This window comes from Bdellovibrio bacteriovorus (assembly GCF_001592735.1).
Classification (GTDB): Bacteria; Bdellovibrionota; Bdellovibrionia; order Bdellovibrionales; family Bdellovibrionaceae; genus Bdellovibrio; species Bdellovibrio bacteriovorus_D.
The window spans coordinates 1,363,583-1,388,693 of sequence record NZ_LUKE01000001.1 but is presented as its reverse complement, the minus strand read 5'-3'; the positions used below and the strand labels follow the sequence as shown (position 1 = coordinate 1,388,693).

Annotated in this window: 23 protein-coding genes; 8 read left to right on the top strand and 15 right to left on the bottom strand. The window is 43.5% G+C overall.

Annotated features, from left to right (window positions below):
• Window positions 1–24: 24 nt before the first annotated feature.
• Genes AZI86_RS06740 through AZI86_RS06730 form a run of 3 tightly spaced genes read right to left on the bottom strand, consistent with a single transcriptional unit; the run spans window position 25 to window position 3,418 of the window.
• Complete coding sequence (locus AZI86_RS06740; protein ID WP_061834314.1) at window positions 25–816, bottom strand: succinate dehydrogenase/fumarate reductase iron-sulfur subunit; 792 nt, start codon at window positions 814–816, stop codon at window positions 25–27.
• Window positions 817–826: 10 nt separating this feature from the next.
• On the bottom strand, window positions 827–2,743 hold the full coding sequence (locus tag AZI86_RS06735) for a fumarate reductase/succinate dehydrogenase flavoprotein subunit (RefSeq protein WP_061834313.1): 1,917 nt from the start codon (window positions 2,741–2,743) through the stop codon (window positions 827–829).
• A 12-nt stretch (window positions 2,744–2,755) separates the two neighbouring features.
• Entirely contained in the window at window positions 2,756–3,418 is a 663-nt protein-coding gene (locus AZI86_RS06730) for a succinate dehydrogenase cytochrome b subunit (protein WP_061834312.1), read from the bottom strand.
• A gap of 179 nt (window positions 3,419–3,597) precedes the next feature.
• Here AZI86_RS06730 and AZI86_RS06725 point away from each other — a divergent pair, with 179 nt between their 5' ends.
• From AZI86_RS06725 to AZI86_RS06690, 8 genes are all read left to right on the top strand, one after another.
• The gene (locus AZI86_RS06725; RefSeq protein WP_061834311.1) at window positions 3,598–4,371 is read left to right on the top strand and encodes an electron transfer flavoprotein subunit beta/FixA family protein; all 774 of its coding nucleotides are present in this window, start codon (window positions 3,598–3,600) and stop codon (window positions 4,369–4,371) included.
• A gap of 9 nt (window positions 4,372–4,380) precedes the next feature.
• Complete coding sequence (locus AZI86_RS06720) at window positions 4,381–5,349, top strand: electron transfer flavoprotein subunit alpha/FixB family protein (protein ID WP_061834310.1); 969 nt, start codon at window positions 4,381–4,383, stop codon at window positions 5,347–5,349.
• 2 nt (window positions 5,350–5,351) lie between these two features.
• Window positions 5,352–6,008 carry a lysophospholipid acyltransferase family protein gene (locus AZI86_RS06715; protein WP_061834309.1) on the top strand — a complete coding sequence of 219 codons (657 nt, stop codon included), beginning with the start codon at window positions 5,352–5,354 and terminating at the stop codon, window positions 6,006–6,008.
• Between the two features lie 59 nt (window positions 6,009–6,067).
• Window positions 6,068–6,874 (top strand): peptidylprolyl isomerase, encoded by an 807-nt coding sequence (locus AZI86_RS06710; protein ID WP_061834308.1) that lies wholly within the window; start codon window positions 6,068–6,070, stop codon window positions 6,872–6,874.
• A 12-nt stretch (window positions 6,875–6,886) separates the two neighbouring features.
• Entirely contained in the window at window positions 6,887–7,855 is a 969-nt protein-coding gene (locus AZI86_RS06705; RefSeq protein WP_061834307.1) for a peptidyl-prolyl cis-trans isomerase, read from the top strand.
• Window positions 7,848–8,792, top strand: coding sequence for a peptidylprolyl isomerase (locus tag AZI86_RS06700; protein ID WP_253715806.1), 945 nt, complete (start codon window positions 7,848–7,850; stop codon window positions 8,790–8,792). Before AZI86_RS06705 ends, AZI86_RS06700 begins: the two co-directional genes overlap by 8 nt.
• Complete coding sequence (locus AZI86_RS06695) at window positions 8,785–9,735, top strand: PdxA family dehydrogenase (protein ID WP_061834306.1); 951 nt, start codon at window positions 8,785–8,787, stop codon at window positions 9,733–9,735. Before AZI86_RS06700 ends, AZI86_RS06695 begins: the two co-directional genes overlap by 8 nt.
• A 72-nt stretch (window positions 9,736–9,807) precedes the next feature.
• Window positions 9,808–11,178 (top strand): phosphomannomutase/phosphoglucomutase, encoded by a 1,371-nt coding sequence (locus AZI86_RS06690; protein WP_061834305.1) that lies wholly within the window; start codon window positions 9,808–9,810, stop codon window positions 11,176–11,178.
• Here the strand turns inward: AZI86_RS06690 and AZI86_RS06685 are convergent.
• The 12 genes from AZI86_RS06685 to dnaN form a co-directional block, all read right to left on the bottom strand.
• The gene (locus AZI86_RS06685; RefSeq protein ID WP_061834304.1) at window positions 11,175–13,148 is read right to left on the bottom strand and encodes a lysophospholipid acyltransferase family protein; all 1,974 of its coding nucleotides are present in this window, start codon (window positions 13,146–13,148) and stop codon (window positions 11,175–11,177) included. The genes AZI86_RS06690 and AZI86_RS06685 overlap by 4 nt on opposite strands.
• Window positions 13,149–13,294: 146 nt before the next feature.
• On the bottom strand, window positions 13,295–14,281 hold the full coding sequence (locus AZI86_RS06680) for a MerR family transcriptional regulator (RefSeq protein WP_061834303.1): 987 nt from the start codon (window positions 14,279–14,281) through the stop codon (window positions 13,295–13,297).
• A gap of 54 nt (window positions 14,282–14,335) precedes the next feature.
• Window positions 14,336–14,926, bottom strand: a complete 591-nt coding sequence (locus tag AZI86_RS06675) for a hypothetical protein (RefSeq protein ID WP_061834302.1) — start codon at window positions 14,924–14,926, stop codon at window positions 14,336–14,338.
• Window positions 14,927–15,352: 426 nt separating this feature from the next.
• The gene (locus tag AZI86_RS06670) at window positions 15,353–15,658 is read right to left on the bottom strand and encodes an ATP synthase F0 subunit C (RefSeq protein WP_061834301.1); all 306 of its coding nucleotides are present in this window, start codon (window positions 15,656–15,658) and stop codon (window positions 15,353–15,355) included.
• Window positions 15,659–15,689: 31 nt separating this feature from the next.
• The gene (gene atpB / locus AZI86_RS06665; RefSeq protein ID WP_061834300.1) at window positions 15,690–16,379 is read right to left on the bottom strand and encodes a F0F1 ATP synthase subunit A; all 690 of its coding nucleotides are present in this window, start codon (window positions 16,377–16,379) and stop codon (window positions 15,690–15,692) included.
• Window positions 16,369–16,722, bottom strand: coding sequence for a hypothetical protein (locus tag AZI86_RS06660; protein WP_061834299.1), 354 nt, complete (start codon window positions 16,720–16,722; stop codon window positions 16,369–16,371). Before AZI86_RS06660 ends, atpB begins: the two co-directional genes overlap by 11 nt.
• Window positions 16,719–16,955, bottom strand: a complete 237-nt coding sequence (locus tag AZI86_RS06655) for an AtpZ/AtpI family protein (RefSeq protein ID WP_061834298.1) — start codon at window positions 16,953–16,955, stop codon at window positions 16,719–16,721. Before AZI86_RS06655 ends, AZI86_RS06660 begins: the two co-directional genes overlap by 4 nt.
• On the bottom strand, window positions 16,955–17,752 hold the full coding sequence (locus AZI86_RS06650; protein WP_061834297.1) for a tetratricopeptide repeat protein: 798 nt from the start codon (window positions 17,750–17,752) through the stop codon (window positions 16,955–16,957). Before AZI86_RS06650 ends, AZI86_RS06655 begins: the two co-directional genes overlap by 1 nt.
• Window positions 17,753–20,242 carry a DNA gyrase subunit A gene (gyrA, locus tag AZI86_RS06645; RefSeq protein ID WP_061834296.1) on the bottom strand — a complete coding sequence of 830 codons (2,490 nt, stop codon included), beginning with the start codon at window positions 20,240–20,242 and terminating at the stop codon, window positions 17,753–17,755. It abuts the gene before it with no gap.
• A gap of 26 nt (window positions 20,243–20,268) precedes the next feature.
• The gene (gyrB, locus tag AZI86_RS06640; protein ID WP_061834295.1) at window positions 20,269–22,707 is read right to left on the bottom strand and encodes a DNA topoisomerase (ATP-hydrolyzing) subunit B; all 2,439 of its coding nucleotides are present in this window, start codon (window positions 22,705–22,707) and stop codon (window positions 20,269–20,271) included.
• A 25-nt stretch (window positions 22,708–22,732) separates the two neighbouring features.
• The gene (gene recF / locus AZI86_RS06635) at window positions 22,733–23,860 is read right to left on the bottom strand and encodes a DNA replication/repair protein RecF (protein WP_061834294.1); all 1,128 of its coding nucleotides are present in this window, start codon (window positions 23,858–23,860) and stop codon (window positions 22,733–22,735) included.
• A complete protein-coding gene (gene dnaN, locus AZI86_RS06630; protein ID WP_061834293.1) occupies window positions 23,860–24,966 on the bottom strand; it encodes a DNA polymerase III subunit beta in 1,107 nt (368 codons plus the stop codon). The genes recF and dnaN overlap by 1 nt, the downstream gene beginning before the upstream one ends.
• Between the last annotated feature and the right edge of the window lie 145 nt (window positions 24,967–25,111).

Genomic DNA, 25,111 nt, shown 5'->3' with positions numbered 1-25,111 from the left:
CTTTAGTATGCAAAGAGCGGGGCGCTATCCAGCGCCGCCGTCTTTGTGTTTTTCGCGTTTTGTTGTCTGAGCGACGAAGAATTCACGATTCATACGAGCGATATTGGTAAGCTGGATGTCCTTCGGACAAGCCACTTCACAAGCACCTGTGGTGGTGCAAGATCCAAAGCCTTCGGCATCCATTTGTCCTACCATACGCATCGCACGCTCTTTACGCTCCACCTGACCTTGTGGAAGCAACGCCATGTGAGAAATCTTTGCCGACGTAAATAACGCCGCCGAAGCATTCTTACAGGCCGCTACGCAAGCACCGCAACCAATGCAAGTTGCTGAAGACATCGCTTCGTCGGCATCTGCTTTCGGGACCAGGATCGCATTGGCATCAACAGCATTCCCTGCATTTTGTGAAATAAATCCGCCAGAAGAAATAATACGGTCAAAAGCAGAGCGATTGACCATCAAGTCTTTAATCACCGGAAATGGTGACGCGCGGAAAGGTTCGATCGTTAAGGTTTCACCGTTTTTAAAGTTGCGCATATGCAACTGACAAACTGTGGTTCCACGCTGAGGACCGTGCGCCTCGCCATCAATCACAAATCCGCAGGCACCACAGATACCCTCACGGCAGTCATGGTCAAAGGCGATAGGCTCATCACCCTTAGAAACCAGCTCTTCATTCACGGCATCTAACATTTCTAGGAAAGATGCGTCTTCCGACACGTTCTTGGCTTGAAGCTCAACAAACTTACCCTGATCTTTAGGGCCTTTTTGTCTCCATACTTTTAACGTCAAATTAATATTTTTTCCACCAGACATTTTACGCCTCTTATTTATAGCTACGAGTTGCTAAGTGTACGTTTTCAAAAGTCAGCTCTTCTTGATGGCGCACGGAAGGTTTATTATCTCCTGTGTACTCCCAAGCGGCCACGTGACAGAAGTTTTCATCATCACGTTTTGCTTCACCATCCACTTGATACTCTTCACGATAGTGACCACCGCAAGACTCTTTGCGCTCTAAAGCATCACGGCACATAAGCTCACCCAGCTCGATGAAATCCGCCACGCGCCCCGCTTTTTCAAGCTCGACGTTCAGGTAATTTGCATCGCCTGGAATACGTACGTTATTCCAGAATTCCTCTTTGATTTTTGGAATTTCTTGAAGCGCTTTTTTAAGCCCGGCCTCGTTACGACCCATACCACAGTATTCCCACATGATATTTCCTAGCTCTTTATGGAAGCTATCCACCGTGCGGTTTCCTTTGATATTCATAAGTTTGCTGATTTCGTTTTTAACACCGTCAGCAGCTGATTTAAAGGCGTCGTGTGTGTTTGTTACTTTTTCAAGTTTTGTACCACCAAGGTAGTTACCTAAAGTGTACGGAAGAACAAAGTAACCATCAGCCAAACCTTGCATCAATGCCGAAGCGCCCAAACGATTCGCGCCGTGATCTGAGAAGTTGGCTTCGCCGGCAACAAAAAGTCCTGGGATCGTTGATTCCAAATTGTAATCCACCCACAAGCCACCCATTGTGTAGTGAGGAGCAGGGTAGATCATCATCGGCTGTTTGTAAGGATTTTGTCCGGTGATCTTTTCATACATTTCAAAAAGATTTCCGTAACGCTCTGAAATTTTATCTTCACCTAAGCGTTTGATAGAATCCGCAAAGTCTAAGTAAACAGCTTTACCCGATTCATTCACACCGCGACCTTCATCGCAACGATACTTCGCCTGACGAGAAGCCACGTCACGTGGAGCTAGATTACCAAAAGACGGGTAGACACGCTCTAAGTAATAATCGCGTTCGTTTTCTGGAATTTGTGAAGGATGACGTTTATCACCTACAGCCTTTGGAACCCAAACACGTCCGTCATTACGAAGTGATTCTGACATCAAAGTGAGCTTGGATTGATTTTCACCATGCACTGGGATGCACGTTGGATGGATTTGGGTGTAGCAAGGATTTGCAAAGTAAGCACCGCGCTTATGGGCCTTCCAAGCCGCGGTCACCGCACAATTCATCGCGTTCGTAGATAAGAAAAAGACGTTAGAATAACCGCCAGAAGCGATAACAACCGCATCGGCTTCGTGTGATTCAATTTCGCCCGTCAAAAGATTGCGCACGATAATGCCGCGAGCTTTTCCGTCAATCACAACGACATCAAGCATTTCGCGACGGCTGTAAAGCTCGACATTTTTTGAATCTACTTGTCTCATCATTTCAGAGTAAGCACCTAGAAGAAGCTGCTGACCTGTTTGCCCACGCGCATAGAATGTACGAGACACTTGCGCACCACCAAATGAACGATTGGCAAGTGTTCCGCCGTACTCCCGAGCAAATGGCACGCCTTGAGCCACCATCTGATCGATGATGTTTGCCGAAACTTCCGCCAAACGATAAACGTTCGCTTCGCGCGCACGGAAGTCACCACCTTTTACGGTGTCATAAAAAAGTCGGTAAGTAGAGTCGCCGTCATTTTGATAATTTTTCGCAGCATTGATACCACCTTGCGCCGCCACTGAATGGGCACGGCGAGGGGATTCATGCACACAGAAAGCTTTTACTTTATAGCCAAGCTCTCCTAAAGTTGCGGCTGCAGCGCCACCCGCAAGCCCTGTTCCGACAACGATAACGGTGTGTTTACGTTTGTTTGCCGGGTTGACAAGTTTGTAGTTAAATTTTGTTTTTGTCCATTTAGACTCAATAGGACCACTTGGAATTTTGCTGTCTAATTTGTTAGCCATTGCCATTGCTCCTTATTGCATCGATCTCATGAGTAGATAAATAGGCTGCGCGATAAAGCCCGCCGCCACGATGATTCCGTAAGTGATGCTAAGTTTGCGCCACATATCGCGGTAGGTGCCTTCCATCAGACCCAAAGATTGAAACGTCGATCCGACGCCATGTTTTAAATGGAAACCAAGAATGAAAAGAGCCACCAGATACCAAACGACGTAACCCGGTTGTTGAAAGACTTCTTCCATCAGGCGAGCCAAGTCACGCATCGGCACCCCATTCACCGTTGTTTCATAATGGGCGCCGTATTTGAAAGTAATCAAATGCAAAATGATAAAAACCAAAATCAATGAACCTTGAATCGCCATTGTTCTTGATGCCAGCGTGACACGCTTTTCGCCTTTAGCGGAAACAGCGTACCGGCTGCCTTTAGCCGCTCGATTTTGCACCGTTAAAGAAATCGCGAGGTACACATGTGTGATCAAAGCCGCAAGCAGGATCGCTTCCGCAATGTAAATCAATTTTCCACTGGTGATCGCATGCCCGTAGGCGTTGTAGGCGTCGTTACTGACGAAGATAAGTAAGTTCCCGGCCATGTGAGTAAGAACAAAACCTGCCCACACAAGTCCAGAGATTCCCATAATGTACTTTTTCCCGACAGTCGATCGGAGAAATGCTAACATGGTTGAAGCCCCTTCATAGTTGAAAGTATTTTCTCAATAAGTTTACAACTAACTTACTCCTGGGGGGCTTAAGTTGTCCATGATACCCGTCATGTTTCGCGACACGTTAAATATGTAATTTAGTTTTCCCTTTCCTGGACTTGGGATAGAAGAAAGACTCTAAAATACGGGGTAAAAATATGAAAATTTTTGTGTGTATCAAGCAGGTACCCGACACCGAAACGAAAATCAAAATCACTCCGGACCAAAACGGTATTGATACGGCTGGCGTTAAATGGGTTATGAACCCCTATGACGAATATGCTGTTGAAGAAGCGGTGAAGCTTCGCGATGCCAATGCCGGGTCCCAGGTTTGGGTTCTAAGTGCTGGACCAAAAGCTCGCGTTATCGAGTCTTTGCGTACCGCTTTAGCGATGGGGGCCGATGAAGCCATCGTGATTAATGCGGAAAATTTGGATAACTATTCCACAGCAAAAGCCTTGGCCGAGGTGATCAAAGCCGAAGGTGGTGCGAAAGTCATCTTCTCTGGAAAACTTGCGATCGACGACAATGCCTCTTCCGTCAGCCAAATGATGGCGGAATTTTTGAATGTTCCTCACACAACTGTGGTTTCAAAATTTGCTTTCAACGGCGAGAACGTTGTGGTTGAACGCGACGTTGAAGGTGGCGCTAAAGAAGTTGTCCAGATGATGACTCCGGCCGTGGTTGCGGCCAACAAAGGTTTAAATATGCCTCGTTACGCCAGTTTGCCAGGCATCATGAAAGCTAAGAAAAAAGTGATTAAGGAAGTTGAGTTCAGCTCTTTGAACATTCCTGCCACAGACATCAAATTGAAATACACAGGCTTTACATTGCCAGCAGATAAGCCACCGGTAAAAATGCTTTCCGGTGATTCTTCAGCTCAAGCCGCTCAACTAGTTTCTCTTCTTCGCGACGAAGCGAAGGTTCTTTAGGAGTTTGAAATGGGTACAGTATTAGTTTTCGCCGAACAAACAAATGGCAAACTTAAACGCAGCTCGATCGAACTTCTTCAAGCCGCGGCTAAATCTGGTAACAAAGTTGTGGCTGCCGTTTTTGGCTCTCACGCAGGCGACGTAACTGCGGCCGCTGGTCAAAATGGGGCCGCTGAGGTTTACACGGTTAAAGACGGCGCCCTTGATCAATACAATCCAGAGCTTTTCACGGCAAACATGGTTTCCGTGATTGAAAATGTAAAACCAAGCATCCTGCTTGCTTCTGCTTCTTCAACAGGAAAAGACCTTTTCCCAAGGGTTGCGGCACGCCTGGGTGCGGGGATTGCTTCAGATTGTACAGAGCTTAATATCTCTGGTGACAACGTTGTGGCTACGAAGCCTCTGTATTCTGGAAAATGTTTTGCAAAAACAAGCTTTGAAAACTGCTCTTTAAAAATCGTTTTGATGCGCGCCAATCAACTTCCAGTGGCACCGGCGGATGCTGGCAAGTCAGCAACTGTTACTGATCACGCAGCAGCAAAACCAGATCTTAAAACTTTGATCAAAGAAATCGTTAAAGGAACTAGCGAAAAGCTAGATTTGACTGAAGCTAACGTTATCGTCAGCGGTGGTCGTGGTCTTAAAGAAGCTGCTAACTTTAAAGTTCTTAATGATTTAGCAGATGTTTTGGGCGCGACCGTGGGTGCTTCACGCGCGGTGGTTGATGCGGGCTGGGTTTCTCACGGTATGCAAGTGGGTCAAACTGGTAAAACAGTGGCTCCCTCATTGTACATCGCCGTTGGTATTTCAGGTGCGATTCAACACTTAGCAGGGATGAGTGGTTCAAAAGTGATCGTTGCGATTAATAACGACGCCAATGCGCCGATCTTCCAAAAAGCCACCTATGGAATTGTGGGTGACGCTCTTGAAATCGTTCCTAAGTTGACGGAAGAGTTCAAAAAGGCTCTTCATCACTAATCGTGTTTAGGAAATACCTACTTCCTATTATCGTTTATGTCTTTTATCGAACCCTCACATTCACTTGGAGGGTTCGAATCATCGAACCTGACTCTTTAAAAAAGGCCCTAGAAAATAAAGATGGTAAAACTCCGGTCGTGCTCGCGCACTGGCACGGGGATGAGCTGGCGCTTATTTCGATCGTTAAACGCTATCGCATTGCCACCATTGCCTCGCAATCTAAAGACGGTGAGTTGATGTCTAAAGTTCTTGGTTGGTTGGGGGCAAAAACCAGTCGGGGATCTTCCTCGCGCGGGGCCGTTCAAGGTCTCAAGGGTCTTATTCGTTTAATCAAAGACGGGGCTAATTGCAGTTTTGCTGTCGACGGCCCAAAGGGTCCGATATACAAAGTAAAACCCGGTGTTTTTGAGATCTCGCGTATGATTTCAGGACCTGTGTATGCAGCAGGTGTGGCGGTTGATCGCGCCCTTCATTTTCCAAAATCATGGAACAAAACCTTTCTGCCAAAACCGTTTGCGAAGGTCGTTATCTATTGGGTTGGGCCCATGAATCCCGTCGCTAGAGATGCCGACCCAAGAAACCCAGACCTTGCTCTAGAGTTAGAGGTTCTTTTGAACCAGGCAAGGGACCAAGCACGTAAATTCATTGCGGATAATTAAACCTAGTGCTAGCGTTTTAGTACTACGCGTCTTCAACTTTTAAGAGGGACTTTTAAAGTATGAAACTTATTATCAGCATCATGTTGCTTATCGCCTCGACTTCTTTTGCACAGAAAAATGAAGTCGTTGCTCAGGTCGGAAAAAAGACCATCACTCTTGAAGAGTTCAATAAAAAGTTTAATGAGGTCAAAGCCCAATCAGTGAATCCACCAACAAAAGAACTTTTCCTTGAAGACCTAATTCGTTACGAAGTGGGTTTGCAAGAAGCTGAAAAACGCGGTTTTGCTAAAGATCCTATCGTTTTAGAACGTCTTAACCAAGAGATGTACAAAGCCCTTTTAGAGCGCGAATTAGGACCAAGAATCCAAAAAATCCAAGTGAACGACAAAGAGATGCAAGCATGGTACGCAAAAAATCCAGAGCTTCGCACCAGCCACATCTTGATTGAGTTCAAACCTGGCGCAACTCCGCAACAAATTGCAGAGGCAAAAAAACGGGCGGAAGAAATCTGGTCCGAAGTGAAATCAAGCAAAAGACCTTTTGAAGAACTAGTAAAACTTTATTCAGACGATGCTTTATCCAAACAAGCCGGTGGGGATATCGGCTGGCAATCCCGCGTAACGCTTGTGCCAAATTACTACGAAACTGTGCAATCTATGAAAGTCGGTGATGTCCGCGGTCTGATCGAAACTCAGTTCGGCTTCCACATCGTAAAACTGACAGGCCGCAGAAGTTTTGAGAATGCGAACAAGCGTCAAATCCGCGCTGCTGTATTTGACGAAAAAAGACGTCAAATCTTCAATGAATATTTCGCAAAATTGAAAAAATCGTACACAATCAAAGAGAATGCGAGCGCAATTAGGTAAGGATATTCTCTTATGATTTCAAAGAAGAGCCCCGCATTGACGGGGCTTTTTGTTTTTTTAAGCCTGGCCTTGGCCGGCTGTCCGTCAAGCTATCAAAAGATTTCTACCAAGCCCGTAGAAAAGGTGAACGATCACGTTCTTACCAGCCGTGAGTTTGCAAATTTGTTGGCGCGACGTTTACGTCAGTTTGATGCTTTGGCAGCCAAAGATCCAAACAACATTCACCGGATTAAAGAAGAAATTTTAAAAGACTTTTTAGTAAAAAGCTTAACGCTAGATTGGGCCCAAGCCCAAAATATCACGATTTCTGACACCACTTTAGATAAAGAAGTCGACAAACTTCGCGCTAATTACCCCGATGATCTTTCGTTCCGCAGAGCTTTGGCCCAAGAAAATCTTTCCTTTTCAGAGTGGCGCGAAGCGCTTCGTTATTCACTGATCGAAAAAGAGGTTTTCAAAAAAATTAATGAAAAAGTTAAGGCCGTCACCGATGAAGAAATTAAGCGCTATTACGATGATCACAAAGATCGCTATAAACGCAAGGAGCGTGTTTACCTGCGACAAATCGTGGTCGACGAAGAAGCAAAAATAGACGCCATTAAAACCGATCTTAAAACCACCGAATTTGCGACGCTAGCAAAGAAATATTCTATCACTCCTGAGGGAAAAGCGGGCGGAGTCGTAGGTTGGATCGAAAAAGGAACGGTTGATTACTTTGATCCGTTATTTAGCGCCGGATCCGCCCCTCAGGTTATTAAAAGCCCCTTTGGCGTCCACCTTATCCGCGTCGAGAAGAAAGCCCCTGCCAGCACGCAGACCTTGGAAGAGGTTAAACCGCAGATCCTGCGGGAGCTAAAAGCACAACGCGAACAGGCAGAATACGTGGCGTGGCTTGATGCTCAGCTAAGAAGTAGTAAAGTGCTTAAGGACTATGATTTGATGAATTCCATCAAAGTCGATACTCGAGGTGCCAATGATTAAGTTTCTTCTTATTTCTCTAGTAGCTCTCTCTGCCCACGCAGAGGTTGTGGAAAAAACTGTGGCTATCGTGAATTCAGAGCTGGTTTTAGAATCTGATTTCAAAGAATTACAAAAGCGCATTGGCAAGCCGGGCTTAATTGATGAGTCACTTTTATTTGATTCATCCGTAGATTCACTAAAATCAAATCGCAAGGCTCAATTGAACTATCTTATCGACGAAAAGATTCTTCAGTCTGAAGTAAAGCGTTTGAACTTAACCGTGACCAATGACCGCGTTGATTCTGAAATCAAAGATATGGCCAAAAGAAACAATGTTTCTGAGGAGCAGCTTTTAGAAATCATCAAGGGGCAGGGCCTAAATCCGACGGAATATCGTGCTTTTTTAAAAGAAAGTATCGAGAAGCGTTCTTTGATGGATTCAGAGATCATTTCTAAACTGCGTATTGCGGACGAGGATGCTTTAAACGAATATCTTAAAACGTCTCCATCAAGTCGTCCTTCGATTGACGAGTTTAGCGTATCGCACATCTTTTTTAATCCAAAAAAGGGTGGGGCCGAGGCGGCGATGAAGCGTGCGGAAACTGCTTTAGGAAAACTTCGTGCCGGTGAAAACTTTGAAAACCTAGCGCAACAATTCAGCGAAGATCCAAATTTTTCTTCCGGCGGAAGCTTAGGTTCTTTTAAATCCGGCGAGTTCTTACCGGAAATTGAAGAAGCCATTTCAAACTTAAAAGTGAACGAAACAACTCAGATCGTAAAATCACGCATGGGTTATCATATCGTTAAGTTGACTGGGAAAAAGCTAACAACGGATCCTAAATTTGAGGCAAGAAAAGAGGCCATCAAAGCTCAACTTATGGAAGCCAGCTTTAAACGTCAGTTAAAAAACTGGTTGCAAAGCAAGCGCGAAGAATCCTCTATCCGCATCAATGAGTAAAACAAAAGTCGTTGTCACCACAGGCGATATCGACGGCATCGGACTTGAGGTCGCAGCAAAAGCTTTGCACGCTTTGGGTCCACAGAAAAACGTTCAAGTCATTTTATTTCGCTCCGAAAATGCAGATCCTCGCTATTTGAAGTTGCTTGATAAAAAATGGTCACGCATCACTGTTGATTCATTTGAAGAAGCTTTAAAAATCGAAGGTCCTTATTTGGTGGATATCGAGTCCGACTTAGCGCCCGCACGTTGGGTTGAGATCACAGCTCTTGCTTGTTTGAAAAACAAAGTCCACGCGATTGCTACGGCTCCTTTATCTAAAACCAGCATCAAGGCCGCCGGATACAAAGATTTGGGGCACACCGACATCTTAAAGCGCGTTTCAAAATCTAAAAACGTGAATATGGGCTTTGTCGGGGATCAGTTTAACGTCGTTCTAGGTACGGGGCATTCTGCGATCAAAGATGTGCCGTCGAAGGTAACTTTTAAAAGTATTTCTTCTGCACTAAAAAATGCCAATGACCTGAGAAAAAAATTAGATAAAAAACAGGCAAAAAAACCTATTGCCGTGCTGGGATTAAATCCCCACGCCGGCGAAGAGGGTTTGATCGGCAAAGAAGAGCTGAAACTGTTTCCGAAGCTAAAAGCCTTTGCGAAGACTCATAAAATCCCTTTTGAGGGGCCGTTAGTTCCAGATGCCGCGTTTTTTAAAAGCAATTGGAATAAATACTCCCTTTACCTGACGCTTTACCATGATCAGGGGCTTATTCCCTTTAAGCTCGTCCACGGTCAAGACAGCGGGGTCCATATTACTTTGGGCATTCCTTTTGTAAGAACCAGTGTCGATCACGGAACCGCCAAAGACATTTTTGGTAAAAATATCGCCAATCCAAGCTCTATGAAGGATTCTATCATTTGGGCGATAAAATTAGCTCGACTGTAGCTGCCTAAAATTATATTCCTTAATGATTGCAATGATCTGCGGCCGCAAGGCCCGTCTTATTCAGAGGTGACTATGTTTCAACCAGTGATTTTTAGAGAATACGATATCCGCGGCGTTTATAACCAACAATTCGACGACGATTTTGCTCGTTTGCTTGCTCGCGCTTATGTCGTTTACATGAAGAACGAAAAAAATATTTCTAATCCAACAGTGGCTATCGGTTGTGATGCACGCGAAAGCTCTCCAGCCATCGTAAAAAGTTTGGCTAAAGGTTTAATGGAGTCGGGTGCGAATGTTATTCATCTAGGATTAGTAACAACTCCGGTTTGTTATTTTTCAACATTCGAAGTGGCCGGAGTTCAAGGTGCTTTCCAAGTAACAGGTTCCCACAATCCTCCAGAATATAATGGGTTTAAAATTTCTGTCGGCAAAGGAACCATCTTTGGTGTCGAGATCCAAAAACTTTTGCACATCATTCAAAAGGGTCAATACATCGATGGTCAAGGAACTGAAAAGACAATCGACATCAAACCGACTTATTATGATCGCTATAAAAAAGAATTCGGTACGATCAAAAACATCAAATTCGTTTTAGATTGCGGAAATGGCGCGGGCGGTTCAGTTGTGCGCGGTTTATTTAATGCCGTCGGTTTAACGCCGACAATCCTGTTCGAAGAGCCAGATGGACGCTTCCCAAATCATCATCCAGACCCAACGGTTGAAGAAAATCTTGAGGACCTAAAAAAACAAGTCGCTAAAGAAGGTGCCGTTTGTGGTATCGGCTTTGACGGCGACGCGGATCGTATCGGTGTTGTAGATCACACCGGCCGCATGGTTTATGGCGATGAGTTGATGGTTATTATTTCACGCGCGATTTTGGCGGAACAAAAAGGCGCAAAAATTATCGGCGACGTGAAGTGTTCCGATCGTATGTATCAAGACGTGGCTAAGCATGGTGGCGTGCCTATCATGTGGAAAACGGGTCACTCGTTAGTAAAAGAAAAAATCAAGGTTGAAAAAGCTCCGTTTGGTGGCGAGATGTCAGGGCACGTGTTCTTTGCAGATCGCAACTATGGTTACGACGATGCTCCTTACGCGGCTCTTCGCTTGGTGGAAATTTTAGCTAAAACCGGAAAAACCATTCCAGAACTTTTAGAAGGCCTTCCGCCAGCATTCAACACGCCTGAAATTCGTATTGATACCACGGAAGAGAAAAAAGTTTTGATCGTTCAAAAAATGATTGAGGCTTTTCCGGACAAGCCAGGTGCTGACTATAAAGTGGATTTCACTGATGGTATTCGCTTGAGCTTTAAAGACGGGTGGGCTTTGTGCCGCTCTTCGAACACACAACCCGTGGTTGTAGTTCGTTATGAATCAAATACTCAAGCCGGCCTAGACGCTATTAGAAATCGCGTCGAGGCCGTCGTGAATAAATATCTTTAATTCTGATCTACAGAGGCCCCGTGGTACTGCAAGTACGCAGGCCACTGGTCTCCGAAAAATTTCGACGCCTCGTCAGCAGCTCCCTTAGAAACTAGATCCACAAGAATAAGTCCATCGACCGTGTTGAATTGAACGTCACGGTCAAAGGCGATATATTTTGCACCAAGCTTATTGTAACTGATAAGCAATGGCGGGATAGATTGGCCGTCTAAGTTTACTACCAAACGATTTAATTCTCTTAAGTCCGCAGTTTTATTAGCAACGATATCAATTTCTTTAGAGAACTGACTTTTAAACTCAATCGGAGTATTACCGCTCACAACTTGCGAAAGTTCTGGGTCCATGTATTTTTCTAGATACTTTAACATCAACAATTTACTTGTTGTGGAATAAGCATTGGAAATAGAAACCGGCCCAATAAGATATCTATAATGCGGGTTTTTTGAAACGTAAGAGGTCACACCTCTCCATAAGCGATCTAATCCCACAATAGCTTTGGCGCCGGCTTCAAAGTCGACAAAGCTTCGGCCCATCTCTAACATTTGGGAACCGTGTTTTTCAATCAAGGCTTGGTGTTTGAAATAGTTTGAAGTGTAAAGACCCTCTAGGCCTCTTTCCGCCACGATCTTATCCACGCGACCCACACGATACGCACCTAACATTTTATTGGTCACGGTATCCATGGCGATGATGTGAATATAGTGTCTGTCATACACATCAATATCCATTTCTTTGCCGGACCCCTCACCCACAACACGGAAGGATTTTTCGCGCGCAATGCCTAACTCATGCCACACCAGATCCGACATCTTGCTGCCTTCTAGAGCATAAACGTTGATACCCTTTTTATCATCAGAGACAAGCAAGTCGCCGTCGCGCATAACTTCAGAGTGAATACGGGCAGGGTCTTTTGACAACGCGACATCGACCATCACTCGCGGAGCCGCCTCAGATTTTTTTACCAAACTTGTTTGTTCATTCATTAAATATGTGCGCGCACGCAAGTACTGCATCATATCTTTAGAGTTAGTTCCGAAAGTTTCTAAAAGTTCTTTACCCTGAACGGGGTTAGAAATAGAAAGTGGGAATTCACGACCTACGTTATTGGCTAGTTCTCTGACATGAAAAATCGTTGTTTTTAATCCTAAGCCTTTTTTTCGAACTTCATAAAACTGTTTTGAAGCTTCGCCACCGACATAGACAGGGATAACTTGGGTTTCAGGAACGGCTTGTACTAGGCGCGCAACCCCGGATCTCCATTCTGGATCCACCGGTTTTTGCGCTGATCCTGGATCTTTCATGCTAACTTCGCCCGAAGCAAAGACCACCAGAAGTCCCCCATTACGAATATGCTCTTCCATTTCTTTCATTCTTGGCGCGTTGTAATCGCGGGCCGCCCGGCCCCCATAAGGATTTAAGAAAATAGCGTGATCACTCAGTCCCGGAACATTTTCTAAGAATAGTGTCATGGCAACTTTGGTGTCGGGACGTAGTTTTGAAATGGCAGCGGCGACGGCAATACCATCTGAACCATTGCGAGGGTGATTTAATACGATGATCCCACCACCTTGAGCCGGAATTCCTTTTACTAATGCCGCCTCATCCGCGCTAAAACGTAAATCAAAGGCGCGCGCCAAGCGCACAAAATAGGGATCGCTGCTGGTGTCGGCTAAAAAGTTTTTAGTAACTTTGTTGATAACATCAAGCTTAAGTGTTTTTCCAAATACCGCCGTGGCAACGGCGTTGATAGTGTTTTCAACAATTTTATATCTTGATTCAACAACTTGCAGACCTAGTGGGCGACCTTCTAAACCTGTTTGACGTACACCTAGTTTGAAAGCTAAAATCGCCTGTTTTTCTAAAAAAATCGTCGCACATTTTTCGGCTGAAAATGCGGTTGTTGATGTCAGCACCAAGCTTGAAGCCAAAGTGCTTGCGACTAAAAGATTCATCGTGCGATTTGCTTTCATAAAAATTCCTCGTCTCAAATTGAGACAAAAATTTAAAAGACAGTTCGCAGTACTAATCAGCAAGAAAAAGGCCGACTTAAATGAAAGCAATCGGTAGCACAGGGCGCTGTCCTGCGCCCTTGCCAAAATTTGGCTGACACTTGATATTAAGGTCTTAATGTTTCATAGGAAAAACCCGCAGTGAGAACTGCTCCTAAAGAGGACAAATAGGAAACTTCATCTTCTAAGGCCAAGATTTTATCCAACTTAAATTCAATCTCTTTTTTCTGAAGATTAAATCCAAATAGATAAACATCATCACCTTGACCAATGACTCCACCAATTTTTGAAATCTGTTCTTGTAGGGCCTTATTCTTAGAAAAATAAAATATCCTGCCTGAGCGTATAGAGTTATCCCCAGCTAAATCCACAGAGGCAAGATCATCTGCATTTATGACCGTAGTCACGTGAGGACCGGCAGCTAAAAAAAGACGAAGGTACTTTTGTTTAAGGTTTTGATCGTGAGCGCTTATATTTTTTACCACGATAACGTCGGCGTTTATTTCTTCCACAGATGAATCTCCTAAGACCGCCTCAGGGCATACCAGAATATATGGTTTTTGTACCGGCAGTGCTTGCGCCTTATTCCATTGAACAATGGGAATGTCTTTGCCGTTATTCTTAAAGTGCTTCTGAATATAAGAAGCCGTTTTTTCTAGGCCTTGAGTTCCTGTGACCAAGATCGAAATATTTCCATAAAAACTCATAATCGCTCTCCTTTGTTCAGCCTCTAGTGGCTGTGTTTTTTTGCTCAAAGAGGAGAGGATTTTTTCAACTTGGTTTTTTTGATTACGAAGAACATCGGCTTGCTCCGAAATAAGATCGCGACGTTTTAATAGGGCGGAATGAAGCTTTTCAGAGTTCAACTCTTCATCCACCTTTAAAAGATCTTTTACTTCATTTAACGTGAAACCAAGGTCTTTAAGCTCTTTGATTCGTCCGGCAGTTGCTAATTGCGATTGATCGTAATAGCGATAGTCATTGTCCCCACGGGCATGGGAAATAATCAAACCCATCTTTTCATAAAGCCGTAAGGCTTTCGGCGAAAATCCGGATTCACGAGCAAATTGTCCAATGGTCAGCCAATTCTTCATCCTTACCTCGCAATCAATATCGAGGTTGCCCTTGGGTCAAGGTCAATATGGATACTATTGAAAAATGATTTGAATTCTGTCTTTGCGGTTTTTTAAAGCTTCCTTAAGGCTTTCATAAACGCCGGGAATCGACGCCTCGATGACGGTCACGAGCTTAGGGCCTAAGTATTTCTGAACTATGAACTCACCTTTTTGCTGGATGATGACCTCTTTAACACCTTCGGCTTCAGCCCGAGCAAAGATCTTTGAAATCTCCTCTTTCGCGCATCCAATACAAATAAGAGTCGTATCGATTTTTTTATATTTTTTTAAAATTTCAGAAAGAGCCGATTCAGTTTCTTCTTCAGAATTTTTAGATTTTAATATTTGAATGGTGTCCGCAAGTACTAAATCAAGCGTGGACTTTTCAAAACCAAGCACAAGCGCTTCCTTAAGTGCCTGGGGCATTTTAATCTTTAGATCCTTCAAAGCATCTTGAGGCGAACGGCCATCCATCTGAAACTGAAAAAACAGGGCCGCATCCGTTCCGACGTCATCCAACCTACGCGCAGAAAAATTTCGCAAAGGAATCAACAAACCCTCAGAAAGAATCCCCTGAAGATAGAACTCCAAAAACTCGAGGTATTTATGAAATGAGCTGTTCATGAAATTATTAGAGTTTGGGCAATTATCTAAGTCAACCTGAGTCAGGGCCCCAGAAATGCAAAAGCGAGATTCGCCTTCGCCAATCTCGCTTTTGGTGGACCCTATGTCCGAATGACTCGGAGGTGTCCGATGCGTAAACACAGTTAATTACGTTATCGACGCATATTAGGGATTACTAAAGCGATCTTAGTCATATTCATTATGATTTTAAAGATCGCTTTAATGTTTAAGACTTAATCGCAGACACAATAACTCCACAAGTAACACGGTCCAAGGACCAGTGACTGGGAAACGGGCCGTTTAAATTTTGGACGGGTGAGACATGGAAGAGATTGGTGAGGGCACCTTTAAAAAACAAAAGGCCGGGATAAACCCAGCCTTTGTGTTTTTAAGAATCAACTGTCGTCGTGAACGACGACTTAATGACTACTTAAGACCAAGAGCGATGATCAACGCGTAGATAACTAGAGACTCGATAAGTGCTAGACCCAAGATCATTGGGATAAGAAGTTTACCAGAAGCCGCTGGGTTACGAGCGATACCTTCAAGAGCAGTTGCTGCAGTTTTACCTTGAGCAAGAGCGCCGCCCAATACAGAGATAGCGATAGCTAAAGCAGCAGCGATAGCAACCATACCACGGTCGTTAGTAGTTACTGTTGCGTTAACAGTTTCTTGAGCAAAAGCAGAAACAGAAACCATCATAGTAGCTAGTACAAGCATCATTTTTTTCATGTGTGTTCTCCTTAGAACGTTAAAGTTTGCCTTAGTGATCGTGTGCAATCGCGAATGCCACGTAGACCATTGAAAGCAAAGTAAATACAAAAGCCTGAACAAAACAAACGAACAATCCCATGATATAGAATGGAATCGGTACACCAATGGGTGCAAGATCCAAGAACACAGATAGAACTGTGTGGTCACCCATCATTACGTTCGCAAGACGAAGACCCAAAGAGAACGGACGAACAAAGTGGGAAACAAGTTCGATCACGAACATCAATGGAGCAAGGAAAATAACCGGACCCATAAAATGCTTAAGATAAGCGACAGGACCGTTTTCTTTGATGCCTTGGAAGTTATAGAACAAGAACATCAAGATACCAAAACCGAAAGTCGTGTTGATATTTTCAGTCGCCGGAGTCATGCCCGGAATCATCCCGATCAAGTTGTTAAAAAGAATAAAGAAGAAAACAGACGTAAAGAACGGAATGTAGTGCTTACCGTGTTCACCGATAACCATTTCCGCCAGACCCGCCGTCATTTCTGTAAGCATTTCCATAATTCCGCGAAGAGAAAACTTGCTTGCTGGAAGAATCGCCGTTTCGCCAGTGCCTAGTGACGCGCGAGCCGCAACACCGATACCGATAGTTGCTGCAGTTGCGATACCCAGAGTGGCAATGTGTGCGTACTCGTGACCAACGCCAGGAATAAGTTGTGTCCAGTTAAATGACATTTTTGTTTCCTTCTTTAGCCTCTTTCAGTGCGTATGCAATAGCTGAAAGAATTAAACTTGCCACGCCCAGGGCAAACCATAAAGGTTCAAACCATGAAAGCTTGACGAGCGTAAAGATAATAATCCCTAAAATCGCGTACTTAAATACAATGATCCCCACAGCAAGGGCAATCATTTTCTTTTTGAATATCAATCCGTATCCAATAGCCATCATGGAAAAGCTTAAAGCGATTCCTAAAGAACCCACGGCAAATGACGCGGATGGTTGAACACCTAAAAGAGACCCTAAAAGAATGCTTCCCAGGGCCGTTATGAGGATTTGTACGGATAAAACGAAGTTCATAGGGTGTTCGAAGGCGGGTTTTTAGCCTCTTCCTTTTCGTCCTCTTTTTGAATTCTGCGGATCATCCAAATAACCCGAGTCAGCCAACCGATCAAACAGGCAAATGAAAGTCCCACGAAAATAAGCCCATTGGTTTGGTATTTCTCATCAAGCGTTTGGCCTAAGTAATAAGATCCAACAATTAGACCCACCAATTCAAACCCAATGCTTGCAAAAATTATATAACGTTTCATTACTTCCTAAAGCCTTTCGCTCCGGGAGCGTTCTTCATACGCTCTTGCAAACGTTTGATACGCAACTCGATATATTCGGGAGGATTGTATTTACCACGATGAGCTTCAAGTACAGCTAGCGCGCTTTTAAAGTCAAAATTTTCTTCGTAACAGACAGCTAGGATCAGGGCCACATTTTCTTGTATCGACTTTTCAGGAAAGTCTCGGATCAATTCTTTAAAAATATCAGCGGCTTTCGTAAAATCCTTGCGCGCTACCAGAATATTTCCTTTTAACATGAGGGCGCTAAAGCGAGTAGCTTGATCGCCTTTAAGTTGTAACAGGGAATCGATTTCGGATTCCGCCTGAAAGAAATTGTTTTGGTAATACTGGGCCCGTGCCACATTCATTTTATATTGAGCCTCTTCTAGATCCGTATGCGGCATTTGTTGCAGCTTAGAATACTCGATAATCGCGCGGGGATAGTCTTGAAGGTTATTAAAATAGATGGCGGCAATTTGTCTTTGCGATTCAACTCGTTCTTTTTCGTCTTTAGAATGCAGAACAATAAAGTGATAGTAGTCTACACTTTTTTTAAAGTCTTTAATTTCAAAATATGAAATCCGCGCAGCATCCCGCGCGGCTTCTAATGGTAATTTTGAACTCGAGTTTCTTTTAATGACACGATCCAGATGGGTAAGAGCAATACGGTAATGTTCTTGCCCCATGGCCTTTTGCGCCTGCTTATAATCTGCTTCTTCTTGGGAAGAACAAGCAGATAAAGCTAATACTAGCACAACGAAGGCCCATTTTTTCATCTAGTGAGTAACACCTTCCGGATTTGAGGGCGCCGAAGCTTCATCGGTACCGGCGGTATCTTCGACCACTGCTAGACCCGTTACGGACTCATCAGAATCATTGACGTTAATCAAACGAACCCCTTGAGTGTTACGACCCAACACAGAGATGTCAGACATTCTCATGCGGATGACTTGGCCTTTATCCGTCGACAAGATCAACTCATGTTTTTCAGATACTTTTTTAGTACCAATAACTAAGCCCACTTTGTCGGTCGTTTTTTGAGTAATGATACCCACACCACCACGAGACTGAACACGGTATTCGCCTACTTCCGAACGCTTACCGTAACCTTTTGAGGTCACCATCAAGATAGTGTCTTTAGTGTTTTTCTCAATGACTTCCATCGCGACCACGATATCGTCTTTGGCTAACGTGATTGCTTTCACGCCACGTGCGGTACGACCCATTCCACGAACGTCGGCTTCGTTGAAACGAATCGACATACCTTCTTTGGTAGCGATGAACACGTCACTTTGACCGTCAGAGATTTTTACGTCAATAACGCCATCATCAAGATCCGTTGTTAATGCAATGATACCTGCTGTACGCGGGTGAGCAAACGCATCCAAAGATGTTTTCTTAATCACACCTTTTTCAGTCAACATAACAACAAATCTGTTTTCATTAAATTCATCAACCGGCAAGATCGCACGAACATTTTCGCCACTTGCAAGTTGAACTACGTTGGCCAAAGATTTTCCTTTAGACTGACGAGTTCCTAATGGCAGACGGTGAACTTTCACCCAGTAAACTTTACCTTTATCAGTGAAAACCAGAAGCATGGTCTTCGTCGAAGCAGAGAACAAGTCAGTGACATAGTCCTCTTCTTTGGTTTCCATGCCTTTCATCCCTTTACCACCACGTTTTTGCGTGCGGTATTCGTCTGGCGACATACGCTTGATAAGGCCGGTGTTAGTCACGGTTACAACCATGTCTTCATCGGCAATCAAATCTTCATCTTCGATGTCATCGCCGGAACCCTGAAGCTGCGTGCGGCGAGGATCTGCGTAGTTTTTCTTAACTTCTTCAAGTTCGCCCACGATGATTTTGTAAATTTCGCGAACGTCAGACAAAACAAACTTCAACCAGTCGATTTGTTTTTGAAGCTCCGCAAGTTCGGCGATGATTTTATCACGCTCTAAACCCGTCAAACGTTGCAAACGCATTTCTAAGATGGCCACTGCTTGGCGTTCGGAGAATTCAAATTTTTCCATCAGGGCTTCACGAGCCGTGTTTGCCTCTTTTGAAGCGCGGATGGTTTTAATAACTTCTTCGATATGATCTAGCGCTTTTTTCAAGCCTTCCAAGATGTGTGCACGTTCTTGGGCTTTTTTAAGTTCGAAGATACAGCGTTTCGTAACAACGTCACGACGGTGATCAACGAACGCCTCAAGCATACCTTTCAAATCGAAAGTGATCGGCTGATTTTTCGCATCCAGCGCCAGCATGATAATACCGAAGCTTGTTTGCAATTGAGTAAATTTGTAAAGACGGTTCAAGATAACGCTCGCATTTTCGCCGCGTTTTAATTGAACCACGATACGCATACCCTCACGTGAAGACTCATCACGAATATCAGAAATACCTTCGATTTGTTTGTCACGAACAAGATCCGCCATGCTTTCGATAAGCTTAGCTTTATTCACCTGGTATGGAATTTCCGTGATAATGATTTCTTCACGATCTTTTACTTGGGTGATCTCTGCCACACCTTTAAGGGTGATGATACCGCGACCTTTTTTGTACGCTTGTAAAATACCTTCGCGTCCGGCGATAACACCTGAAGACGGGAAGTCCGGTCCTTTAATGTGAACCATCAAATCATCAATTGTACATTGAGGATTTTGGATCAAGTGAACGCAACCGTCGATCACTTCGCCCAAGTTGTGCGGAGGAATGTTCGTCGCCATACCCACGGCAATACCCGTGGAACCATTTACTAAAAGATTTGGAAATTTTGCGGGAAGAACTAATGGAATCTGTAAAGAGTCGTCATAGTTTGGTCCAAACGGAATAGTTTCTTTATCAATATCTTGCAAAAGTTCTTCTGCAAGATGAGTCATACGAATTTCGGTGTAACGCATAGCTGCTGCGCTATCGCCGTCAATCGAACCGAAGTTTCCTTGTCCATCCTCAAGCGGATAACGCAAAGAAAAATCTTGGGCCATACGAACCATAGTTTCGTAAACTGCGGAGTCACCATGAGGATGGTATTTACCGATAACATCGCCGACAACACGGGCAGACTTCAAATAAGGTCTTCCCGGACGGTTGTTCATTTCGCTTTGGGCGAAAAGCACGCGACGATGAACGGGTTTTAAACCGTCGCGAACGTCAGGAAGGGCACGACCAACAATAACCGACATTGAGTATTGAAGGTATGCATCACGCATTTCCTTACTGACATCAACTCGGGTTACGCCTTTTTCTTCATTTACATTATCCATTCAATCACCAACTTAAAAAACTAAAATTAAACGTCTAGGCTGCGAGCAAGAAGAGCATTGTCGTGAATAAACTGACGACGAGGCTCAACCATTTCACCCATTAGAATTGAGAATGTTTCATCTGCCGCAACAGCATCATCGATGGTCACTTGCAGAAGAGTACGATTTTCCTTGTTAAGCGTTGTTTCCCACAACTGCTCTGGATTCATCTCTCCCAATCCTTTGTAACGTTGGATGTACATTCCCTTTTTTGTCGATTCCATGACGTGAGTATAGAAGTCGTTATAATTTTCAAACGGCACTTCATTTTTCGCGTCACCTTCCAAAATAGTGATTGGAAGAGTTGTCACGGCTTGGATTTCAGACCAAATACGACGAAGCTCGATGATTTCTGAAGAACGCAAGCTATCCGCACTGAATTTTGTCGTTAAGCGATCAGCATAACGAACGGTGTAGATATCGGCGTACGAACGGCCCGCTTCATCTTTTTTAACTTCACCTTTGTATTCAGTGATTCCAAGTTTTGGATCTGAATTAATCCATGCGCCTAAATCTTTAAGCGCTTGATCCATTTTTGCATCATCTGAAACAAATTTTTCAAAATCGTTCACTTTGCTTAGAAGGAAATACAAAACATCCTTGTCATATTTCTTAGAAGAAACATGTAAAAGGTTATTAAATTTCTGAATATTTAAAATCAGCTGACGAAGTTCCGTTTCTTTTAAATTTTCCTTACCCTTGATTTTGAAGTTATTTAGGCCAGAGCTTAACAAAAACTCTGTCAAAGCCGCTTCATCTTTTAAGTAAGTTTCTTCTTTACCTTTTTTCGCCCGGTACAATGGTGGTTGTGCGATATAGATATAACCACGCTCTAGCACATCCGGCATTTGGCGATAGAAGAATGTTAACAACAACGTCATGATATGAGATCCATCGACGTCGGCATCTGTCATGATAATGATTTTGTGATAACGGATTTTATCCACGTTCACATTGTCTTTACCAATACCCGTACCTAAAGCCGAGATGATAACTTTGATTTCTTCTGAGGAAATAATTTTATCAAAGCGCGCTTTCTCGACGTTGAGGATTTTACCTTTCAACGGCAAGATCGCTTGCGTACGACGGTCGCGACCTTGTTTTGCAGATCCACCCGCCGAGTCTCCCTCGACCAAGTAAAGTTCGCAAAGTGCCGGATCACGTTCTTGGCAATCCGCCATTTTACCTGGCAAAGATCCACCATCAAGAGCCGTCTTACGACGAGTTAAATCACGAGCTTTTCGGGCCGCATCACGGGCACGCGCTGATTCCACACACTTCATGATGATATTCTTTGCCGGCGCTGGATTGCGATCCATCCAGTCCGCCAATTTTTCATTCACCATAGCTTCGACGATACCCTTAACTTCGGTATTACCAAGTTTGGTTTTTGTTTGGCCTTCAAATTGCGGTTCACGAACTTTTACAGAGATAACCGCGGCTAAACCTTCGCGGATATCTTCACCCTCAAGATTTGTTTTTAAATCTTTAAGAAGATTTTTTTCCGTCGCATAAGCATTCGTCGTGCGAGTCAAAGCGGCACGGAAACCGACAAGGTGAGTACCGCCTTCGTGCGTATTGATGTTATTACAATATGTGAAAACAGATTCCGAATAAGAATCATTCCACTGCATTGCAATTTCGATTTCGACATCGTCTTTTTCACCTTTGAAATAAACCACGTCGTTGTGTAACGATTTTTTGGACTGATTTAAATAACGAACAAATTCCGCCACACCTGTCGCATATTGGAAATCTTGTTTTTTACCCGAACGTTCATCCGTCAAAGAAATATGTAAACCTGCATTAAGGAAAGCTAATTCACGGAAACGATTTGCTAGAGTCGCAAAATCGTAAGTGATGGTTTCATCTTTAAAGATTTCACGATCCGGTTTAAATGTAACTTTGGTCCCAGTGCGATTCGTAGGTTCGCCTTTAGTAACAGGCGCCATAATTTTTCCGCGTTCATAATTTTGATGCCAGTGAAATCCTTCACGTTCAACATCAACAGCCACGCGAACTGAAAGTGCATTCACAACGGAGGCACCCACGCCGTGCAAGCCCCCGGAAACCTTATAACCACCACCGTCGAATTTTCCGCCGGCATGTAATACGGTCATAACGATTTCAAGAGCGGACTTTCCAGTTTGTTTTTGTGTCGCCACCGGAATACCGCGACCATCATCTTGCACCGTGATGGATTCATCGGCGTTGATAGTCACACTGATCTTTTTGCAATAACCCGCCAAGTGTTCGTCTACCGAGTTATCCACAATCTCATACACAAGATGATGGTAACCTTTGAAAACTGTATCACCGATATACATACCGGGACGCTTACGAACCGCCTCAAGTCCTTCAAGAACTTGAATCGAGTCGGCGGAATAGGAAGTTTGTTCTGGCGCTTTTACTTCGGACTCGGACACTGTAACCCCTCACTAGCAATTTGAACTAACCAGGGAGGACTGTGCCCTCCTTGATGTGCAACACAGATAACTGATCAAGACTGAATGCTTCAGGTAATGTAAAATCCGTGGTCGTAACAAAAATCTGCGTATTGATTTCGTGAAGAAACGTAATCAGCGCATTTCTTTTGTTTTTATCGAGCTCGGATAAAACATCATCTAGCATCAGAACAGGATAGGTTCCGTGAGCCTTCCTATGATACACAATTTGGGCCATTTTGAAAGATAATATGATCGCTCTTTGCTGCCCTTGGCTACAGTAAAATCTCGAGTCTTTTTGACCATATAGGAAGACGATATCGTGCTTGTGCGGACCCACCAAACTGGTGCCACTTGAGAGCTCCGCATCATGCAATTCTTGAAGGCGTTTTTTCAAAGCGAAAGTCACTTCTTCCAATGAAAAATTCAGCGCATTTTGGTCGGAAATCACATATTCCACTGAGATATCCACAGCGCTTTGCCCTGAAATGTATTGCATGGCATTATTAAATTCTTTGGAAAGGCCTTTCAATGCAGTGATCCGGGCGTAGGCCAGTTCCGCACCTAAACGCACAAATTGAGGCTCTAGGCTTTCAAGAAGGTCTCGGGTAAGGCTGAGGGGCTGCCCCCCATCTAAATGGTTTTTAAGGATCTTATTTCGAGTTTTCAGTGCTTTTCTATAATCCGAGATTAAGTCAGCATTACGACGCTCATAGGTCACTAGAAGTTCATCCACAAGTTCACGTCGATGATCCGCACCTTCTTTGATCGAAGAAAGACTTTCCGGAGAAAACACCACACTAGCAAAAAGTTTGCGAACATCGGCCGAAGAAACTTTCTTGTCGTTCAAGGTTAGAACTTTTCGCGAACGTCCTAAGCCCATCTTAAGTTTGTAGTGAAGATCATTTTGAGTAATCAAGGCTTGAATTAATGCTTCTTGATTATTCGAATTTATAAGAGTGGTGTTGTCACCGTAACGAAAAGAATCTCCTTGAGAGATAAGATACATGGCTTCAAGGAGATTTGTTTTACCTTGCCCATTCTCTCCAAGAAATACATTCACTCGAGGAGAGAAAGACACGACAACGTCTCGATAATTACGAAAATTAACCAGACGTAGTTTTTCAAAGATCATTAGATTCTCATAGGCATCACAACGCAAGTGTAAGACTGGTCGTTGTGAGGTCTCATCAATCCTGGGGAAAGATGATCGTTCAATTCAAAATCAATTTTATCATGTTGCATGCTAGTTAAAATATCCGTGATGTATTTCGCGTTGAAACCAATTTTGATTTCTCCACCTGAATAATCAACTTCGATTTCTTCTTTCGCGTCACCCAATTCAGGATTGTTCGAAGAAATCTCCATACGGCCATTTGAAAGATTCAAAAGAACCGCTTTAGATTTCGTATTTGCCAAAAGTGATACACGTTTTAGTGATGTTAGGAACGCATCACGGTTGATCATCACTTTTTGCGGAAGTTTCTGTGGAATAAACTGTTGATAATTCGGGTACTTTCCTTCGATCAAACGAATCATCAAAATTGTGGATGAATGTTTCAATACGAATTGTGAACCTTCGATAGCGATCTCCACATTTCCTTCAATGCCTTCCAAAATCTTTTTAATTTCATGAAGACCTTTACGAGGAATGATAACACCTTGAGTGGCATTTACTTTTACTTCGCTGACAGGTTTATTCACCAAGCTCATACGGTGACCATCAGTGGCAACCATTTTAAAACCAGTGCTTGGACTTAATTCAAAAAAAACGCCGTTAAGATGGTAACGAGTTTCATCGTTGGAGACAGAGTAGATTGTTTTATCAATCATCTCTTTCAATGTTTGCGCATTGATTGTCATGAAGCTTTGAGAATTGTAAGTAGGGAAGATGGGATACTCTTCAGCCGAAATACCAACAATTTTTGAAGTGTATTTGCCTTGCTTGATTTCCAACCAATTATTTTCTTTTTTGATTAAAGTGATTGGACCTTCAGAAAGTTCTTTGGCGATCTCAAACAAACTTTTTGCACTCACGGCAACTTTACCTGCTTGATGAACTTGAACTTTAATTTGGTCGGTTAAACTTACCTCAAGATCTGTGGCAAAAACTTTCAATGAGTTTTGGTCAGCTTCTAAAAGCACATTCACCAAAATCGGCATTGTATTTCGTTTCTCAACGATGTTTTGAGTCTTTCCGATCAGGCCTAATAGATCTCTTTTATCAATTTCAAGTTTCATATCTGAACCCTCTTTGATGACCCTCTCTTATTAACTATTACTTATATATATAAATACTAGTAGTAGTAGTAGGGGCGTGGAAAACCTAACAAATGTCTTAAATACCTGTAAACACTAAAAAACGCCTGTGGATAAGGGCTCTGTA

Bases quoted from the DNA above. Each gene is read 5' to 3' on its own strand.
- AZI86_RS06740 (WP_061834314.1), bottom strand. From the start codon at position 816: ATGTCTGGTGGAAAAAATATTAATTTGACGTTAAAAGTATGGAGACAA.
- AZI86_RS06735 (WP_061834313.1), bottom strand. From the start codon at position 2,743: ATGGCTAACAAATTAGACAGCAAAATTCCAAGTGGTCCTATTGAGTCT.
- AZI86_RS06730 (WP_061834312.1), bottom strand. From the start codon at position 3,418: ATGTTAGCATTTCTCCGATCGACTGTCGGGAAAAAGTACATTATGGGA.
- AZI86_RS06725 (WP_061834311.1), top strand. From the start codon at position 3,598: ATGAAAATTTTTGTGTGTATCAAGCAGGTACCCGACACCGAAACGAAA.
- AZI86_RS06720 (WP_061834310.1), top strand. From the start codon at position 4,381: ATGGGTACAGTATTAGTTTTCGCCGAACAAACAAATGGCAAACTTAAA.
- AZI86_RS06710 (WP_061834308.1), top strand. From the start codon at position 6,068: ATGAAACTTATTATCAGCATCATGTTGCTTATCGCCTCGACTTCTTTT.
- AZI86_RS06705 (WP_061834307.1), top strand. From the start codon at position 6,887: ATGATTTCAAAGAAGAGCCCCGCATTGACGGGGCTTTTTGTTTTTTTA.
- AZI86_RS06700 (WP_253715806.1), top strand. From the start codon at position 7,848: ATGATTAAGTTTCTTCTTATTTCTCTAGTAGCTCTCTCTGCCCACGCA.
- AZI86_RS06695 (WP_061834306.1), top strand. From the start codon at position 8,785: ATGAGTAAAACAAAAGTCGTTGTCACCACAGGCGATATCGACGGCATC.
- AZI86_RS06690 (WP_061834305.1), top strand. From the start codon at position 9,808: ATGTTTCAACCAGTGATTTTTAGAGAATACGATATCCGCGGCGTTTAT.
- AZI86_RS06685 (WP_061834304.1), bottom strand. From the start codon at position 13,148: ATGAAAGCAAATCGCACGATGAATCTTTTAGTCGCAAGCACTTTGGCT.
- AZI86_RS06680 (WP_061834303.1), bottom strand. From the start codon at position 14,281: ATGAAGAATTGGCTGACCATTGGACAATTTGCTCGTGAATCCGGATTT.
- AZI86_RS06675 (WP_061834302.1), bottom strand. From the start codon at position 14,926: ATGAACAGCTCATTTCATAAATACCTCGAGTTTTTGGAGTTCTATCTT.
- AZI86_RS06670 (WP_061834301.1), bottom strand. From the start codon at position 15,658: ATGAAAAAAATGATGCTTGTACTAGCTACTATGATGGTTTCTGTTTCT.
- atpB (WP_061834300.1), bottom strand. From the start codon at position 16,379: ATGTCATTTAACTGGACACAACTTATTCCTGGCGTTGGTCACGAGTAC.
- AZI86_RS06660 (WP_061834299.1), bottom strand. From the start codon at position 16,722: ATGAACTTCGTTTTATCCGTACAAATCCTCATAACGGCCCTGGGAAGC.
- AZI86_RS06655 (WP_061834298.1), bottom strand. From the start codon at position 16,955: ATGAAACGTTATATAATTTTTGCAAGCATTGGGTTTGAATTGGTGGGT.
- AZI86_RS06650 (WP_061834297.1), bottom strand. From the start codon at position 17,752: ATGAAAAAATGGGCCTTCGTTGTGCTAGTATTAGCTTTATCTGCTTGT.
- gyrA (WP_061834296.1), bottom strand. From the start codon at position 20,242: ATGGATAATGTAAATGAAGAAAAAGGCGTAACCCGAGTTGATGTCAGT.
- recF (WP_061834294.1), bottom strand. From the start codon at position 23,860: ATGATCTTTGAAAAACTACGTCTGGTTAATTTTCGTAATTATCGAGAC.
- dnaN (WP_061834293.1), bottom strand. From the start codon at position 24,966: ATGAAACTTGAAATTGATAAAAGAGATCTATTAGGCCTGATCGGAAAG.